The 16866-nt window shown below is 62.1% G+C and carries 13 protein-coding genes; 4 read left to right on the top strand and 9 right to left on the bottom strand.

The genetic code is table 11. From position 1 onward, the window contains the following. From VGP39_RS16140 to recQ, 5 genes are all read right to left on the bottom strand, one after another. The coding region (locus VGP39_RS16140; protein ID WP_327569103.1) for a polyketide synthase at positions 1 to 524 on the bottom strand (524 nt) is incomplete at its 3' end. 25 nt (positions 525 to 549) lie between these two features. Next, entirely contained in the window at positions 550 to 2223 is a 1674-nt protein-coding gene (locus tag VGP39_RS16135) for an AMP-binding protein (protein ID WP_327569102.1), read from the bottom strand. After that, complete coding sequence (locus VGP39_RS16130; RefSeq protein ID WP_327569101.1) at positions 2220 to 3746, bottom strand: B12-binding domain-containing radical SAM protein; 1527 nt, start codon at positions 3744 to 3746, stop codon at positions 2220 to 2222. The genes VGP39_RS16135 and VGP39_RS16130 overlap by 4 nt, the downstream gene beginning before the upstream one ends. A 38-nt stretch (positions 3747 to 3784) precedes the next feature. Further along, complete coding sequence (locus tag VGP39_RS16125; protein WP_327569100.1) at positions 3785 to 5131, bottom strand: B12-binding domain-containing radical SAM protein; 1347 nt, start codon at positions 5129 to 5131, stop codon at positions 3785 to 3787. A gap of 339 nt (positions 5132 to 5470) precedes the next feature. Next, complete coding sequence (gene recQ / locus VGP39_RS16120; RefSeq protein WP_327569099.1) at positions 5471 to 7348, bottom strand: DNA helicase RecQ; 1878 nt, start codon at positions 7346 to 7348, stop codon at positions 5471 to 5473. A gap of 166 nt (positions 7349 to 7514) precedes the next feature. Here recQ and VGP39_RS16115 point away from each other — a divergent pair, with 166 nt between their 5' ends. Continuing rightward, positions 7515 to 8522, top strand: coding sequence for a glutathione S-transferase family protein (locus tag VGP39_RS16115; RefSeq protein ID WP_327569098.1), 1008 nt, complete (start codon positions 7515 to 7517; stop codon positions 8520 to 8522). A 3-nt stretch (positions 8523 to 8525) separates the two neighbouring features. On the opposite strand, the gene VGP39_RS16110 is transcribed toward VGP39_RS16115, so the two are convergent. From VGP39_RS16110 to VGP39_RS16095, 4 genes are read right to left on the bottom strand one after another with little or no spacing between them, the layout of a single operon-like run. Further along, positions 8526 to 9155: a 2-hydroxychromene-2-carboxylate isomerase gene (locus tag VGP39_RS16110; protein WP_327569097.1), complete on the bottom strand. Its 630-nt coding sequence runs from the start codon at positions 9153 to 9155 to the stop codon at positions 8526 to 8528. 44 nt (positions 9156 to 9199) lie between these two features. Beyond that, on the bottom strand, positions 9200 to 11110 hold the full coding sequence (locus VGP39_RS16105) for an NAD(P)/FAD-dependent oxidoreductase (RefSeq protein ID WP_327569096.1): 1911 nt from the start codon (positions 11108 to 11110) through the stop codon (positions 9200 to 9202). Between the two features lie 28 nt (positions 11111 to 11138). Continuing rightward, the gene (locus tag VGP39_RS16100; RefSeq protein ID WP_327569095.1) at positions 11139 to 11789 is read right to left on the bottom strand and encodes a TetR/AcrR family transcriptional regulator; all 651 of its coding nucleotides are present in this window, start codon (positions 11787 to 11789) and stop codon (positions 11139 to 11141) included. Beyond that, positions 11786 to 13282 carry an AMP-binding protein gene (locus VGP39_RS16095; protein WP_327569094.1) on the bottom strand — a complete coding sequence of 499 codons (1497 nt, stop codon included), beginning with the start codon at positions 13280 to 13282 and terminating at the stop codon, positions 11786 to 11788. Before VGP39_RS16095 ends, VGP39_RS16100 begins: the two co-directional genes overlap by 4 nt. A 178-nt stretch (positions 13283 to 13460) precedes the next feature. On the opposite strand from VGP39_RS16095, the gene VGP39_RS16090 reads away from it, so the two are divergent. The 3 genes from VGP39_RS16090 (at position 13461) to VGP39_RS16080 (ending at position 16862) form a co-directional block, all read left to right on the top strand. Then, on the top strand, positions 13461 to 14720 hold the full coding sequence (locus tag VGP39_RS16090; RefSeq protein WP_327569093.1) for an ABC transporter substrate-binding protein: 1260 nt from the start codon (positions 13461 to 13463) through the stop codon (positions 14718 to 14720). Between the two features lie 208 nt (positions 14721 to 14928). Continuing rightward, entirely contained in the window at positions 14929 to 15831 is a 903-nt protein-coding gene (locus VGP39_RS16085; RefSeq protein WP_327569092.1) for a branched-chain amino acid ABC transporter permease, read from the top strand. Next, positions 15828 to 16862, top strand: a complete 1035-nt coding sequence (locus VGP39_RS16080) for a branched-chain amino acid ABC transporter permease (protein WP_327569091.1) — start codon at positions 15828 to 15830, stop codon at positions 16860 to 16862. Before VGP39_RS16085 ends, VGP39_RS16080 begins: the two co-directional genes overlap by 4 nt. Positions 16863 to 16866: the final 4 nt, after the last annotated feature.

Raw genomic sequence — 16866 nt, 5'->3', positions numbered from 1 at the left:
GCAATGCTCGGTCCGCGCAGGTCGAAGATGTAGGAGATGCGGTTGGCGGCGATGCTCAGTGCGAGGCCGGTATTGGTGTGCGGGCCGATCAGAGACCGGTTGTCGTAGGCGTGCTGTATCTCGGCGTAATCGTAAGCCGCGATGCCGACGAAGACGCCGACTTTCTCGCCGCGCAATGCGTCGGCAATCAGTCCGGCGTCGTCGATCGCCTCCCACGCCGTTTCGAGCAGCATCCGCTGCTGGGGGTCCATGGCGGCCGCTTCGCGCGGTGAGATGCCGAAAAAGCCGGCGTCGAACAGTTCGATGTCGCCGAGAAACCCGCCAAGGCGGTTGGAAATGCTACCGGGCGCCGACACCGGGTCGTCGTGATAAAGCGCCTCGCGGTTCCAGCGGTTTGCCGGCACCTCGACGATGGCATCGCGGCCATCGAGCAGCAGCCGCCAGAATGCCTCCGGCCCTGACGCTCCAGGGAAACGGCAGCCAAGCCCGACAATGGCGATCGGATCCATTTTGGCCAGGATCACATCAACACCCTCTCACTCCACGCCGTCACGCGGACCCTGCCTGTTGCGATATAGGAGCAGCGGCGGCCTTGCGTTCTCCCAGCGCCGTGACGATCTCCCGGCAGCGAAAGCGCTGAATCTTGCCACTGCTCGTTCGCGGGATGTGCCCGCCGGCGACCCAGTGCAGCGTGGCGCCGCGCAGGCCAAAAACCTCTTCGAGCATTTGCCGCGCGCGCGCCTCGGTGCGGTCGCCGCGTCCGAGCCGGCTATCCATCAGAAGATGAAGCGCGCCGCTCTTCAACTGCTCGTCCGCCGCCTCGACTGCCACCACCGCCGGCGTAAAGGGTGCGGCAAGCGCCCGCTCCAACGCCGCCTCGATCTGCAGCGGAGAGAAGTTGCGGCCGTTGATGATCAGGATTTCCTTGCTGCGCCCAGTGACGAAAAGCTCCCCATCGCGCAGGTAGCCAAGGTCGCCGCTGCGCAGGAATTCGCCGCGCTTGAGGCCGGGATCCCGATCGATTCCGAAATAGCCGTCGACCACGCTGTCGCCGCGAAACTCGATCTCTCCGACCACGCCCTCCGCGACGGGGCAGCCTGCGCCGTCGACGATGCGCAGTTCGTGCCCGGCGATGACGCGCCCGCATCCGACGATCGCCACCTCGCCCAAGCCGCGCCCGCCGCTCGCCGCGACGGTTGCGCCAGGCGCGCAACTGACGGGGTCGATCCGCTCCGTGTTGAACGGTTGTTTGGCGGGAGAGAGGGTCACCGCAAGGGTCGCTTCGGCCAGGCCATAGACTGGCCGGAGCACCTCGCGGCGCAGACCAAAGCGGCCGAAGGTTTGATGGAAGTCCCGCAGCGTCGCCTCATGCACCGGCTCCGCGCCGCATAGCGCCACCCGCCAGGACGAGAGGTCGAGATCCTTGGGCGGGCGCAGCTTGGCGACGCGCACGCAGACCTGGAACGCGGAATTGGGTGCGGGCGAAAGTGTCCCGCCGTACCGACTGATCAACGCAAGCCAAGACAGCGGATTGCCGACGAACGTCCCCGGATCCGCGGACACCAGCGGAATGCCCCAGTACCACGCGTAGCAAACTCCGATCAGTCCCATATCGTGCGACATCGGCAGCCAGGTGACGAGCACGTCCTCCTCGCGATGACCGACAGCCAGGCCAATGGCGGAGACGTTGGCCGCGATATTGCGATGGCGTACGACTGCCCAGCGCGGCGCCGTGGTGGTTCCCGACGTTCCCTGCAGATGCGCGATGCCGTCCGCCTCGTCCGCAGGATCGATGCCGCGGGAAGCAAGCAGGCTGCGCGCCGCCACCACGGGCGGCCCGCAATCGGACATCTCCGAGTCCGGAGGCACCTCGCGCACGACAAGGCAGCGCGCATCGAGCGTCTGTGCGAGGGCCGATAGTTCCGAATAACCACCCGCCATCCGCGCATGCGCGACAACCGCCGGGATAATTCCCGCCATCAGGCAGCCAAGATAGACCCAGAAGAACTCGCCGCAGGTGGGCATCGCTACGATGACGCGGTCGCCGCGCTTTATCCCCAAGTCCATGAGGCTCCGGCCGGCACGCGACGCCGCGTCGTGCAACTGCCTGTAAGTCTGGACTGCGGTGACGCCTGCGGGATCAACGGCCCAAACGGCCGTCGCATCGGGCATCTTGTCGATGGTTGCGCGAAGGCTGGAGAGTACGCTCCGGGCCTTCTTCATCGCGCGTAAGCCCGCGCGAATTTCGGCTCGGCGCCGCGCGCCGAGCTGGCGAGCCAGCTGCGCAGCCTGCCATGGCGGGCATCGAAGTCCGACTTGAGCAGGTTCTCGCGCAACGACCCGGAGGGCGTGTAGTACGGCTTCTCGATCTGTTCGAGAAAAGCGATGTGGCGTTCCATGCCCGGCCGGCCCATCGCGACACTGCGGGCATAGGACTTGACCCGCGTCCTGCGTTGCGGCCGCGTCTCGACCTCCATTGCGCGGGCGAAAAAGACGTCATACGAATCGATAATGCCGCGCTGCAATTCGCTCGGCCGCATGTTGCGCGGAAATATTCCGACGAACGAATAATGCTGATAGGTCGGCACTTCCATAATGATGCGATGATCCTCGACGTCCTGCCGCGACCCGAACAGAAGATTTTGAAACGGGTACTCGGCGAGACAGACGAAGGTGGGGTGCACGATCCGCGCATCCGCGCACCACCGCGCGGTCGCCAGGATCGCTTCGCGGTCCTGGATGTCGAGACCGAAGATTATCGCCGAATGGATGTTGATGTCGTTCTCGGCAAAACGCCGAAGCTGGCCGGTCTGGCCGCCCGCATCCACCTTCTTGTTGAAGGCGGTGAGCACCTTCTGGCTTTCGGATTCCACGCCGAGGCAATATTCCTCGAACCCGGCGCGGCGAAGCCGCAACACGAGATCGAGATTGTCGGCATGTTCAACGCGGCTCATGGCGATGAACTTGTACTTGCGGTCCTGCACCGCATCCGCCACCGCCTCGCAGAAATCCGTCCGGGTCGTGAAGTTGAGGTCGGTCACGTAGAAGCGCGAGCAGCCGGTCTGCCGATAGATGCCGTCGAGCTCGCCGACGATGTCCTCGACTGATTTCGGCCGGAACTGGCGCCCGAGCAGGCGGATCGCATAGCAGAACGAACAATTGAATGGACAACCGCGCGACATCGACACGGTGGCCCAGTGCAGCTTTGGGGCCTTGGCCAGCAGCGCCGGGTCGATCGTGTTGGAGATGCCGGAAAATCGCTGGCACTCATTGATGCGAAGCAGGCCCTGGTCGTCGATGTAGGCGATGTTGTTGATGCGGTATGGATCTTCGCCGGCTTCGAGCGCATGGATCAGCTCTAGCGTCGGAATCTCGCCTTCCGCGATCACGGCGAAGTCGGCGTATTTGAGGGCTTCATACGGAGCGAATGCAGCGTGCGGCCCGCCCATGATGACGACACTGCCCTTCTTGCGACGGCGCTGCAGCGCCTCGAGCGCGGCAAGGTTGGACCAGAAGTGTGTCGCCAGCGCCGAGATCAGAATGTAGTCATAGCGCTCCAGCGGCAGATCGAGCGGATTTTCGCCCCAGAACATCTGGCACATGTCGACGCTGGCGTTGGCCAGCTCTTTCTTGACGAAGGAGGCGACATAATAGATGCCGTCATTGTAGGTGGTGGCAAGCGTCGAGACGTCGGGGAAACTGTCGTTGAAGCCGAGCTGGACAGCCAGGATATTGAGTGGCCTCATGAGCCCGCCTCCTGATCAGCCAAAGGCTGGATTGGGCTTCAATGTGGAGTTCCGCCGACCGTCGCATTGATCACGTGAGGGGGTGGCATGTCTCGCGTCGCCATCCGCTTGCGCATCTTCTGCTTCAGTTCGTTCTTGATCGCGCCAGCTATGCGGTCGGGAGAATTGACCTGCCGCTGCGCCCAGCCGAGCAGTTCGCGCGCCTCGCTGCGGTTCATGTGCGGGTGGTCCCAGACCAGATTGTAGAGATCGTACTTGCTGAGATCGGGCTCATTGACCAGATGCAGCATCTGCTTCCAAAGCTTGGTGCCGTGGTAGGGCGTCAGCAGCGTAAGCTGGCAGGCGAACAGGCCCTCCTGAGCGAGTTGCTCGATGTCGAATTGCATGTCCGCGACGGTGTCGGTGGCGAATCCGACCATGAATGTCCCGAGCGCGCGGCGTCCGTTGGCGATCAGCTCGCGCACGGTCTGCCGGACATTGTAGACGTCGTCGCGCTTGCGGACGTCGGCGATGTTCTTGTCGCGGTAAGATTCGATACCGACGATCGCGCCGTCCATGTAGCGGTCGGTGAGCTCGGGGATTCGTCCCCGGATCAGGTCGGCGCGGGTGAGGCAGATCCAGGGAAGCTCGCGCGCGGCCAATTCGTCGACCACCTGCTCGGCGAGCTTATTATCGAGGAAAAAGCTTTCATCATAGATGATGACGTGCGCGACGTTCTCCTCACGGTAGCGGTCGAGCGCCGCCGTCATGTCGTCCATCAGAATCGGCCTTTCGTGCGGGTTGAAAACCGGCGTCGAGCAGAACGTGCAACCGATATTACAGCCGCGCTTGGAATAGAGATAACCGACCGGGGACGAAACACCCCTGAAGCCGCTCGCGCCAAGCATCGGGGGGTGGCGTACCCGGTCCAGCGGCCGGCCGTAAACGAACTGGTGAACCGAGTGTTCGCCGGCGCCCTTCACCAGTTTGGTGAAATGTTCGGCAAGGCTTGGGCCGATGGCGCCGTAATTGCCGCCCCAAATCTCCTGCACGCCGGCTTCGCGTGCCAATTTCGCCATCTCGATCGCGACAGGAGTCGACCAGGTGTAAAAGCTGATCCCGACCATGTCCCAGCGCTCCGATTCAAGCGCTTTGCGGTACTCCGCCCAGGTCGGGTATTCGAGGATCTCGACGTCGGGGACATTGGCCTTGATGAAACGCAGGCCGGTCGGCGGGCAGGTCACCGAGAGACGATCGTCGATGTCGATGGCGCAGGTCCACGCCATGTAGGTGTCGGTTCGGTCGTACCAGTTGCCGCCAATACCGTCGTCCTCGACCAGAGCCTCCTTTGGCGCGGTCGTCAGCAGCACCCGCTTGATCTTGGAGTTCGGCGAAACGGTACCCATGAATCTGATCCCCTTCTGTCTCCGCTGCACCGCGTCGTCACAACGGGGAACAGCGGGTCGAAAAAATCAAATTGAATCTTTCCGTCCGTCCATTCCACTCACCAAGAGAGTCGCGAGCCCCGGGCACGCCCGTCCTCGAACCGGCCACGCGATGATTTGTACGAGTCGGCCACTCACGAACGCCGGCGGACAATCCTCAAAGGAGCACATCTATAAAGATGCAAATACTATAATCTTCGCGCAATGAGATAGCAAGCTGTAGTTGCTGTTACTGTAGTTGCGTTACATCGCTCAGCGTCTGACGTCCTCACGGACGCCTGGACCGTTGCCAACGAGCGCTCACCCCTCCGCCGCCCTCACCATCGCAATCAACTCCTCCCCGTAATGCTCAAGCTTCTTGTCGCCGATCCCGGCGATGCCGCGGAGTTCCTCGTGCGTGGTCGGGCGGGCCATCGCAATGCCGTCGATCGTCGAGTCGTGCAGTACGACATAGGCCGGCACGCCACGTTTGCGCGCCACATCCGAACGCCACGTCCTTAGCGCGGCGACCAGGGCCGGGTTGCTGACCCCACCTTGGCCGGCGGGTAGCGGCGCAAGGTCGCCGCGCCTTGACTTGGTTTGGCTTGCACGATTGCGGGACCCGGGGACCTGCTCGCGAAGCATCACCTCGGTCTCGCCCCTCAGCACGCCGCGCGCCGTCTCGGTCAGTTTCAGCGCGCCGAAGGCGTCGCTGTCGGAGCGAAGATGGCCCATCGCCACCAACTGGCGCAGCGCGGCGCGCCACTGCTTTTCGTTGAGTTCGCGGCCGATCCCGAACACGGAAAGCCTGTCATGTCCGAACTGCTTGACGCGCTCGGTCATGCGGCCGATCAGGATATCGATCAGGTGCATGGCTCCAAAGCGTTGCCCGGTGCGATAGGCGCAGGACAGCAGTTTTTGCGCGATCACCTTGCCGTCGCGAACGGTCGGCGGCGACAGGCAGTTGTCGCAATTGCCGCATTTGGCGGGGCCCAGGGCTTCGCCGAAATAGCCGAGCAACCGCGTGCGCCGGCAGCCGGCGGTTTCGGCGAGGCCCACCAGCGCGTCCAGCTTGCCGATCGACACGCGCTTGAACGTTTCCGAGCCGCTCGACTCATCGATCATGCGCCGCTGCTGCACGATATCCGACAGGCCATACGCCATCCAAGCGGTGGACGGCTTGCCGTCCCGGCCCGCACGGCCGGTTTCCTGGTAATAGGCCTCGATGCTTTTCGGCAGATCAAGATGCGCAACGAAGCGTACATCGGGCTTGTCGATACCCATGCCGAATGCGACCGTGGCGACGATCACGATGCCGTCCTCATTGATGAAGCGGTCCTGATTCCGGGCGCGCAGGCCGGCGTCGAGGCCGGCGTGATAGGGCAATGCGCGCACGCCGGCCTGGGACAGCGCGGCCGCGGTGTCTTCGACCTTGGCGCGCGACAGGCAGTAGACGATGCCGGCGTCGCCTAAGTGGCGCTCGGCGATCAAGGCCTTGAGCTGCGCCGGCGCGTTCTGCTTGTCGACGATTTCATATCGGATATTCGGGCGATCGAAACTTGCAACGAAGCTCGGCGCGCCGGTGAGCCCGAGCCGATCGACGATCTCCTTTCGGGTGAGTTCATCGGCGGTGGCTGTGAGCGCAATGCGCGGCACATCCGGAAAACGCTCGGCGACGACCGACAGGCCGATATATTCCGGGCGGAAATCGTGCCCCCATTGCGACACGCAATGGGCCTCATCGATGGCAAACAAGGCGATTTTCGTGCGGCCGAGCAACGCAAGGCAGCGCGGCGTCAGCAGCCGCTCGGGCGCAATGTAGAGCAGGTCGAGGTCGCCGGCGAGCAGCCGCTGCTCGACCGCGTTGGCTTCGCTGAAAGACAGCGTGGAATTCAGCACCGCCGCCCTGACGCCGGCTTCCAGCAGTCCGGCGACCTGATCGCGCATCAGCGCGATCAGCGGCGAGACGACGATGCCGCAGCCTTCGCGGAGCAGCGACGGCAGCTGATAGCACAGCGACTTGCCGCCGCCGGTAGGCATCAGCACCAGGCAATTGCCGCCGGCCGTGACATGCCCGACGATTTCTTCCTGTGCGCCCCGAAAGCCGGGCAGGCCGAACACGGAATTCAGCACGGAAAGCGCGTCCGGGGCCAACTCGGACTTGCGGTTAAGGGCTGAAGCGTTGGTAGGAACAGGCATGCGGCTTGGTGGATCTCAACGGGAACTCGGCCAACGATCGGGTCTATTCCCGATTCGGGCCGTCCCCGGCCTTCACTTCCAAGGCGGTTTCTAGCAGAAATATTCGTCAGAAGCTGCTGAAGTCCGAATAGATTTCGTTACGATGGCTTGGCGGAGAAGGTCGACCATGATGGAAGGGCGCTATCGGCTGATTGGATCGACGGCATCTCCCTATGCGATCAAAATGCGCGCGCTGCTGCGCTATCGAAGGATTCCGTTCGATTGGGTCATTATGACCAAGGCTCTGCGAAAACAGACCCAGCACCTGCGCCCGAACCTGATTCCGGTTCTTCAATACCCGGACGGAACTTTTCGAGGTGAGACCACAACACTAGCCTACGACCTGGAAGCCCGGCACCCGGATCGGTCCGTCATTCCGGAAGACAAGGCAGTGGCCTTTGTTTGTGATCTTCTCGAAGACCTGGCCGACGAGTGGGCTGTTAAACCGCTTTTCCTTTATCGGTGGTGGGACCTTGAGGATCAGGCCTACGTCTCCCGATGGGCGGCTGAAGAATGGTCGGTGTCGGAGGCGGAGCCCGGCAGCGCCGAAGAAGTCGAGCATTTCCGCCGCAGGCAGATTTCCCGTATGCCCATCCTCGGCGCGACGGCCGAAAACAAGCCATTGCTGGCAGAGAGCTACCACCGAATTCTGGCCGCGTTCGAGCCTCATGTCGGAATGACAAAGTATCTTTTCGGAAGCCGGCCATCGCTCGCGGATTTCGCATGGTTCGGTCAGTTGAGCGAGCTTGCGACCGATCCGACGCCGATGCGGATCATGCGGGAGCAGGCGCCCTTTACCGACCACTGGACGCGGCGGCTGGATGATGCCTCAGGCGTCGTGGGAGCCTGGTACCCGCAAGAGCAAGCGCTGTCCGGCATGGCCGAAGCGCTGCTGAGGATTGCCGGTGAACTTTATCTGCCGTTTCTTGTCGCCAATGCGGAAGCTTTTGCGAACGGCCTCGAACGGCTGCAGATCAGTGTCTGGGGTCTGTCTTACGCCCTGTCTCCGTTCAAGTATCAGGTCAAATGTCTCAATCTGATCCGTGCAAAATTCGCCGCGCTGGACGCCGAACACCGAGGGGCGCTGCGGCCGATTCTGGAGCGGACCGGATGCTGGCCGCATCTTAAGGGATGATCGTCATTTCGGTCTTCGGCTGCCAAGCGCGGCCGCGATGGTTTCCGGGGCGCGGATGCGCTCGATCAGCAGGGCGATGCGATCGCCGCCCCAGAACAGTTCGCCGTTGAATACCATGGTCGGCACCCCGAACACGCCGAGCGCCTCCGCCTCATCGATGATGCGGTCATGCTCTTGGCGGGCCGGGCCGTTGACGTAGGCTTCGAAGTCCTTTGCGGAGCCGCCGATCGAAGCGATCACGCCGGAAATGTCGGCGAGTTCGTCGAGTTCGAGGTCATGGCTCCAGAACCGTTTGAAAACCGTGTCGTGGTAGGCCTGAAAAATTCCATGACGCTGCGCAAACAGCATGCCGGCGCTGGAATAGAACGCATCGTAGATTCGCTTTGAGCCCTTGATCGTAAGGCCTTGAGCGTTGGCAAAGCGGCGCGCGTCCATATAGAGGTAGCGCACCTTGCGCCAAAAGTGCGGCGTGCGCGCCTCGACGCTGCCCATGAATTCCGGGATTCTTAAGGTGTAGGGCAGCCATTCAAGCTGAACGCCATGCTCTTGCTCCAGCGCGAAGATCGCCTTGTTGGCGACGAAGGCGTAGGGGCTTTTATAATCGGTGTAGACGCGCACGCTCGGCTTTTCCATCGTACGTCCTTGCGAATTGGTCACGCCGAATGCGTGTCGCCCATTCAGGCCCTGGTCTGACGATATACACTCAAATCCGGGTCATGGGTCATGGCCCAGTAGTCCACGAACCGCCACGGCATGGCGGAAAAAACCCGGCCCTGCTTGTTGCGGTAGTAGGTCGTCATTCCCGGGTGGGTCCAGATCATCTGCTCATGTTCGGCGTCGACCTCACGGACATACCGGTCGTGGACGTCCTGACGGACGTCGATGGCGGCGATGCCGCGCTCGATCATGTCAACAAGGCAGGCGGTGATGTAGCGGCTCTGGCATTCCGACTGGAAGATCACGCTGCCGCCATGCGCCGGACCGGAATTGGGACCGAGCATGCAGAAGAAGTTGGGAAAATCCGGCACCGTCAGGCCGAGATAGGCCGTCGGATTGTCGCCGGCCCAGACATCGGCGAGACGCTTGCCGCTACGCCCGGTAATATTAAGGCGTGCCGCCATCTCCGTAACCTTGAAACCCGTCGAAACGACGATGATATCGGCCGGCCGCAATTTTCCGTCCGATGTGACGATGCCTTCGCGAGCAAAATGCTCGATCCTGTCGGTGACCAGTTCGACATTTGGTTTGGTCAGCGTCCGAAACCAGCCGTTGTCGAGCAGGATGCGTTTACCGTAGGGCGGATAGGTCGGCACGCATTTCTCGATCAGGTCGGGCCGCTCCCTCAGTTCGGAGTGAATGAAGTCCGTAAGCTCTTCCCGATGCCGGTCATTGCCTTTGTTGACGGCACGCTCGGGATACGGCCAGTTCGGATCCTTGCGCAGGAACGGCAGCAGTCCGTCGCCGTAGCGCCAGAACATGTTGAAACGATACCACTGCACGTAAAACGGCAGATGGGCGAGCAGCCATTGCGCGCCTTCCGTTATGGGATCCGAATAGCCGGCGACCGGACGCGACCATTGCGCGGATCGCTGGTAGATGGCGACCGACGCAACGCGGTCGGAGATCGAAGGCACGAGCTGCATCGCGGTCGCACCGGTACCGATGACGGCGACGTGCTTCCCATCGACCCTGATGTCATCAGACCACAACGCGGAGTGGAGCCTCGTTCCGGCAAAATCTTGTTCGCCTTTGAAATGGGCGGGCGATGGATCATTGAGTTGGCCGATCGCGCTGACGAGGACGGCGGATTCGAAATTCTCGGTGCCGTTGCCGGTCTGCAGGGTCGAAATCCAGCGACGGTTGGTCTCGTCCCACTGCGATGACGTCAGTTTCGTGCTGAAACGGATGTGGCTGCGAACGTCATGTTCGAGCGCGACCTTCTTGAGATAATCAAGGAGTTCCTCGCGTTGCGCAAAGTAACGGGTCCATTGGTTTCGCGCGCCGAAAGAGAACGAATAGGAGTGGTTCGGCGTATCGACGCCGCAGCCGGGGTATCGATTGACGTACCAGGTGCCGCCGAGTTCGTCGTTTTTCTCGACGATGGTGTAGGGAATGCCGAGCCGGCCGAGCGCGACACCCAACCCAATGGCACAGACACCCGCGCCGACGATCAATACATGCTGCTTGGTCAAAGCATCGTGGGGCAGGCGCTCGGCCCAGCGTGCCTCGCGTGGCACAAAGCCCATCTCCTCGCGCATCAGCGGCGCATATTCCGGCGCAACGTTTTCACCGAGGCAGGCGCGCATCATCTTCAGCATCAGTTCATCGCCGGGATCGGTGATCGCGGGCTCGGGTTCGCCGTTCGCGAACAATTTGAGCACAGCGGTGCGGATTTTGTCCTGAATGTCCTTCGGCACCCCCGCTTCGGGATCGGGAATCAGGCGGACGTCGCGCCTAGGTTTGTAGGGCGGCTCCAGCCAGCTGGTATCGCCGGTCATATGAACCAGAACCATCAGCAAGACACGGATATCGCCTTCGGCGATGGCCGACGGCAGATCGAGCTCCTTGCGCGGCGTCTCGATGTTCATAGCCTCGTGTCATCCTGCGTCGTTGGCGTCACCGCTGCTCGTCCTCCCGCGGGCTAAACAATCCGCGCGTAATCAGCTTCTCATAAGCCGAGATGACATGATCCGGGACGGCGGTGACGGTGCCGTCGGAGTAGGAATAACGGCGGCTGAGGTAGCCGCGCGCGCCCATGAACATGTGAACGATGGCTTCGAATTCCTCGTCGCTGAAGTCATCGGCCTCGCCGGCATTGCGTGCGCGTTTCAGGATACGGACGTAGGCCGTTGAAATGTTGTCGAGATGCTTTTGATAGCCGATGGGCGCGAAAAACTCGGCTTCGTTGAGAATGCGCAGGAATTCCGGGACCTGGCGGATGAAGTCGAAAAAGGCGCGAAACCGGTCGAGTTCCTGCGTTGCGGCGCGATCCGCGCGGGTTCGCTCTCGGATGAAGCGCACCATGTCCGTCCCGATCATCGGCAGCAGTTGATCAAGCAACTCCTGGCGGTTCTCGAAATGGTTGTAGAACGTGCCCTGCGCGACGCCCGCTTCTTCGGTGATGCGCGCAACGGATGCCTCGGCGTAACCGTACTTCCCTACTGTCTTGGTGGCGGCGTCGAAAATCTTGCGCTTGGTCCATGCGTTGCGCTGGACCCGGTTGAGCTTTGTCACTTTTCCGGATGCCGCCTCGGGAGTTTGCGTCATGCGCTTGCCTCAAGTTCGGCGCGCAGCACGCGCTTGAGCACCTTGCCGGACGGATTACGCGGCAAGCTGTCGCGGACGACCAACTGTTTAGGTATCTTGAATGAGGCCAGCCGCGACCGGCAATGATCTTTGAGCGCCGCCATATCCAGCTTGGAGCCTTCGGCGAGCGCCACCACCGCGACCGGGCGCTCGCCCCAGCGTTCGTCGGGCATGCCGATGACCGCCACTTCGCGCACGTCCGGCAATTCGTAGATGACGCGCTCGACCTCGGATGATGCAATATTCTCGCCGCCGGAGATGATCATGTCTTTCTTGCGATCGTTCAGGTAGAGAAACCCGTCGTCGTCGAGATGACCGATGTCGCCGCTGCGGAACCAGTCGCCGAAAAACGCCGCCGCGGTTTTCTCGGGGTCTTTCCAGTATCCGGGCGTGACCTTCGGTCCGCGCAGACAAATCTCTCCGCTCTCGCCTCGCGCCACGGGGTCTCCTGCATCGTCACGGATCTCGATCTCGACATGGGCGACGGCGCGGCCGGTGGATCCGATTTTGGCGATCTCGAATCCTGGCTCCATGAAGGTGTCGCCGCCGCAAGTTTCCGTCAGTCCATAGGCGTCGATGTAGCGGGCGTTGGTGAAATATTGCGAGAAGGCACGAATGCGCGCCTCCGGGGTCTTTTCTCCGCCGCCAATGGCCCATCGCAGGCTGGAGACATCGTGGTGCGCGCGCTCGGGGCAAGTCAGGATCGCGGTCGTCATCACCGGCGCAAGCCATGCCCCGTTGAGCCGATCGGCTTCGATGGCGGCGAGGCATCGCCCGGCATCGAAATCGCGCTGGATGCTGAGCATTCCGCCTTGCCACAGCACGGCGATTCCCGGCAGATCGAGCGCGCCGACATGGTAGAGCGGGCCGGCAACCAGAAGCCGCGTATCCCGGCTGAGAGCGAGCGCCAGCACATGGTCGGCCGATTTCCAGTAGATGTTCTCATAGGTCAGCATCACGCCCTTGGGGCGGTCGGTGGTGCCCGAGGTGTACATCAGCCGCATCAGATCGGACGGAAGCCGGCGATGCGCCGGCGCAGGCCTGGCGTCCGGCGCAAGGCGCGCGGCGCTCGCCTGCGCGGCTTCATCGACCAGGACGACCGGCGTGTCGCCCGCCGCGCTGGCGGCGAATTCTTCATCGGCAATGAGAATGCGCGCGCCGGAATTTTCGACGATGTAGGCGACTTCGTCCGATGACAGGCGGAAGTTGATAGGCAGGAAAATCGCGCCGACATGACTTACCGCAAAAGCGATGTCGAGAAACGCGGCGCTGTTTTTCATCAACACCGCGACCACGTCATCGCGGCCGATGCCGCGCGAGGCCAGCCAGCCCCCGACGATCGCAATCCGCTCGTCGAACGCGGCGTAGGAGGTTTCCACGCCGCGGTATTTCAGCGCACAGCGTTCCGGCATCTGCCGGGCATGAAACGCGATGAAGCTCGATAAGTTGATCATTGGTTGTCTAGAACTCGCTAATTCGTCCCGAAAACCGATTCTGTACCTAATATGAATTCTGACTCGTAATTCATATTTGGCTTGACGTCACCCCGTTATCTCTGAAATTCTCGCGGCATGGAGACGACACGATCTCCGACAGGGATTTTAGGGACGCACACCCGTCGAGGAGGGCAGCATGACGAAAACCCGCAAGCCGGGCATGAGCCGGCGTTCGACGCTGGCGCTGATGGGCGCCGGCGCGGTCACCTTCGCGACGCCATGGGTGGCGCGCGCGCAAGCCAAGACCATCAAAATTGGAATGCCGACGATCCTGTCGGGCCGTGTCGCGCAACTCGGGACGTCGTCGCGCAATGCGGTCATGATCGAGGTCGACAAGGTCAATGCCGCGGGCGGACTCGCCGGCCGGACCATCGAGATGGTGATCCGCGACTCCAAGGGTCAGCCGCAGGAAGCCGCGCGCGTCGCGCGCGAGCTTGTCAACACCGATGGCTGCGAGCTTCTGATCGATGCCGAGGCCTCATCTGGAGCGTTTGCCGTGCATGAGGTCGCGCGCGATCTCGGCGTCTTCTGCATCCATACCAATTCGGAAACATCGTCGCTGACGGCTGATCCCAAGCAGCACATTCCGAACGCGTTCCGTACCGCGCGCCAGGGCGTGCACGATTCGATCGTCGGCGGCGGCTATGCCGCTGCCATCGCCAAGGCCAAGGGATTGAAGCGATGGGCAACCTGTTCGCCGGACTATGCCTATGGCCGCGATACGACGGGAGAGTTTGTCTACTACCTCAAGCAATTTGCGCCGGACGTCGAGATCATCAGCGACGCCTGGCCGAAACTGTTCCAGCCCGATTACACCGAGGTAGTGACCAAGATTCTGCAGGCGAAACCCCAGGCAATGTATTCCGCGCTGTGGGGTGGTGATCTGACGTCCTATATCGATCAGGCCAACATCTACGCGCTGTTCGGTCAGATGGAAGTGTTTGCCGTCAACATGGCCGACTATACGGCGCTGACCGTCGTTAAGAACCTGCCGAAGGGCATCCACTCCGGCAATCGTTACATCAAAACCTATCCGGCGACCGCCGAGAACGCGGCGTGGGGCGACGCCTACAAGGCGAAGTTCAATGAGTATCCCACCAACTGGTCGTGGGAGAATGCGACCGCGGTGATGCTGCTCGCCGAAGCTTCCAGGAAGGCCAATTCCGCGGACGGCAAGAAAATCGCAGACGCGATGCGCGGTCTGACCATCAAATCTCCGTTCGGCGCCGACGGCACCGTAACGATGCGGGCCGAAGACCAGACCCTGATCGGCTATGCCATCGGCTGGGGCACCACGATTCCCAACGAGCCCTATGTTCCAGAGGTGAAGAGCGGCGACTGGAAGCAGATCCTGGCGCTTGAAGCCGAATGGAAGAAGACCAAGGGCTATACCTGAGCGGATAATGCTGCGTGGTCTGGCCGGTAACGGTCGGTGACCATGCCGCAGCACTGTCATTGCGAGCCAACGGGTCGGCGCAAAGCGCCGCCCGATGACAGGCTCCGCGAAGCAGTCCAGTCTTTGAGCTACAAAGACTGGACTGCTTCGTCGCAAGCGCTCCTCGTAATGACGAAATACAAAGTCACAATTGTAACGGGCAGCTTCCTTGGACCTCGATGCGCTCACCGGCTGTCTCACCAGCTCCGCCTGTCTGGTGACGCAGACCACCAGCGGCTTCATCATTGGAATGCTGTTGTTTCTGGTGGCCGTCGGGCTGACGCTGATTTTCGGCGTGCTCAAGGTCGTCAATTTCAGCCATGGCGCGTTCTATATGTTCGGCGCCTATTTTGCGATGACGGCCTATCAGTTGACCGGCAGCTTCGCGCTGGCGCTGCTCTGCGGCGCAATCGGCACCGCCATCCTCGGGCTGGCGTTCGAGCGCGTGTTCATGAGCCGCGTCTATGGCGGCGACGTGCTGATGCAGCTTCTGGTCTGCTACGCCTTCGTTCTGATCTTCGACGACATCGTGAAGTTGATATGGGGCCCCGAATTCCGCGCCATGGGAATGCCTGCCGCGTTTCAGGTGCCGCCGCTGTTCATCGCCGGCGGCGTGGTGCCGCCATATTATCTGCTGTTGATCGGCGTTGCGCTCGCGGTTGCGGCCATCCTCGGTCTCGGTCTTGCCCGCACCAGGCTCGGCAAGGTGATCAGGGCCGCCGCCCATAATCCGAGCATGGTGTCCGCGCTTGGGATCAACACCGGGTTGATCTATGGCGGCGTGTTCGCGCTTGGCGGCATGCTGGCCGGCCTCGCCGGCGCGCTCGCCGCACCGGTGCGTTCGCTGACCCCCGGCATGGGATTTTCGGTGCTGATCGAATCCTTCATCGTCACCGTGATCGGCGGCATGGGCTCCATACTCGGCGCGCTGATCGGGGCGCTTCTGATTGGCCTGATCCGGTCGTTCGGATCGCTCGGCTTCCCGCTGTTCACCGAAGGCCTGATGTACCTGTTCATGGTGATCGTTCTGGTCGCCCGGCCCACCGGTCTGTTCGGCAAGGAAGTAGCATGACCGAACTGCAGGCCGAACGCGGCGGCGAACCCCGGGAGGTCCCGCGCATCGAAGCCAAATCGCAGCGCTCGCGCTATGTCGACGTGCTGATTGCCATCGCCGCGTTTGCAATGCTGGCGACGCTACCCTTCCTGTTCAGCAGCAAGGCGCTGCTCGATTTCGTGATCCGCTGCTCGGCGTTCGGCCTGTTCGCGACCTCGCTCAATCTGCTGGTGGGCTATACCGGCATGATCTCGTTCGGTCACGGCATGTTCTTCGGCCTTGGCGCTTACGGTTTCGGGTTGATCATGCAGCGCACCGGCGTACCGGTCCCGGTCGCGTTCCTCGCAACCTTACTGCTCACGGCCATCGTTTCAGCTGCGATCGGCGCCATCTGCGTGCGGCTCAAGGAGATCTACTTCGCCTTCGTCACGCTGGCGTTCCAGATGCTGATCCACAGCGTGATCCTGTCATGGGTCTCGCTGACCGGAGGCGATCAGGGGCTGCGCGGCGGCATCCCGCGCCCGGCGTTCTTCGGCATCGATCTGACCAACCATGTGCAGCTGTATGTCGTGAGCTGCGCGCTGCTCGTGATCGGGCTGCTGCTGATGCGGCAGATCGCGCAATCGCCGTTCGGCTACACCCTGCGCATGATCCGCGACAACGCCGCTCGCGCCAGCTTCGTCGGTATCGACGTCTGGCGCGCCAAACTCGCCGTCTTCGTGCTGGCGGCTTTGTTCGCGAGCACCGGCGGCATCATCATGAGCCTGTTCGTGTCGGGCGCCTATCCGGAATTCGCATACTGGACGATTTCGGGCGAGGGCATCTTCATCAACATGCTTGGCGGCGTCACCACCTTCCTGGGTCCCATGGTCGGCACCGTGCTGCTGCTGCTCCTCAACGACACCGTCACGCGCTTGACCGAGCATTACGGAATTGTACTTGGCATCGTGATCCTGTTTTTCGCGATTGGTCTGCGCAAGGGCCTGATGGACTTCGCGGTCGAGTGGTACGAGCAGCGGCGCGACGGTTCGAAGGAGCGCGCAAGATGAATGC

It is taken from the genome of Bradyrhizobium sp., from assembly GCF_036009065.1.
Classification (GTDB): Bacteria; Pseudomonadota; Alphaproteobacteria; order Rhizobiales; family Xanthobacteraceae; genus Bradyrhizobium.
This window is presented reverse-complemented; position numbering and strand designations above follow the sequence as displayed.

Bases quoted from the DNA above. Each gene is read 5' to 3' on its own strand.
- VGP39_RS16105 (WP_327569096.1), bottom strand. From the start codon at position 11,110: ATGAACATCGAGACGCCGCGCAAGGAGCTCGATCTGCCGTCGGCCATC.
- VGP39_RS16100 (WP_327569095.1), bottom strand. From the start codon at position 11,789: ATGACGCAAACTCCCGAGGCGGCATCCGGAAAAGTGACAAAGCTCAAC.
- recQ (WP_327569099.1), bottom strand. From the start codon at position 7,348: ATGCCTGTTCCTACCAACGCTTCAGCCCTTAACCGCAAGTCCGAGTTG.
- VGP39_RS16135 (WP_327569102.1), bottom strand. From the start codon at position 2,223: ATGAAGAAGGCCCGGAGCGTACTCTCCAGCCTTCGCGCAACCATCGAC.
- VGP39_RS16090 (WP_327569093.1), top strand. From the start codon at position 13,461: ATGACGAAAACCCGCAAGCCGGGCATGAGCCGGCGTTCGACGCTGGCG.
- VGP39_RS16095 (WP_327569094.1), bottom strand. From the start codon at position 13,282: ATGATCAACTTATCGAGCTTCATCGCGTTTCATGCCCGGCAGATGCCG.
- VGP39_RS16110 (WP_327569097.1), bottom strand. From the start codon at position 9,155: ATGGAAAAGCCGAGCGTGCGCGTCTACACCGATTATAAAAGCCCCTAC.
- VGP39_RS16115 (WP_327569098.1), top strand. From the start codon at position 7,515: ATGATGGAAGGGCGCTATCGGCTGATTGGATCGACGGCATCTCCCTAT.
- VGP39_RS16080 (WP_327569091.1), top strand. From the start codon at position 15,828: ATGACCGAACTGCAGGCCGAACGCGGCGGCGAACCCCGGGAGGTCCCG.
- VGP39_RS16125 (WP_327569100.1), bottom strand. From the start codon at position 5,131: ATGGGTACCGTTTCGCCGAACTCCAAGATCAAGCGGGTGCTGCTGACG.
- VGP39_RS16130 (WP_327569101.1), bottom strand. From the start codon at position 3,746: ATGAGGCCACTCAATATCCTGGCTGTCCAGCTCGGCTTCAACGACAGT.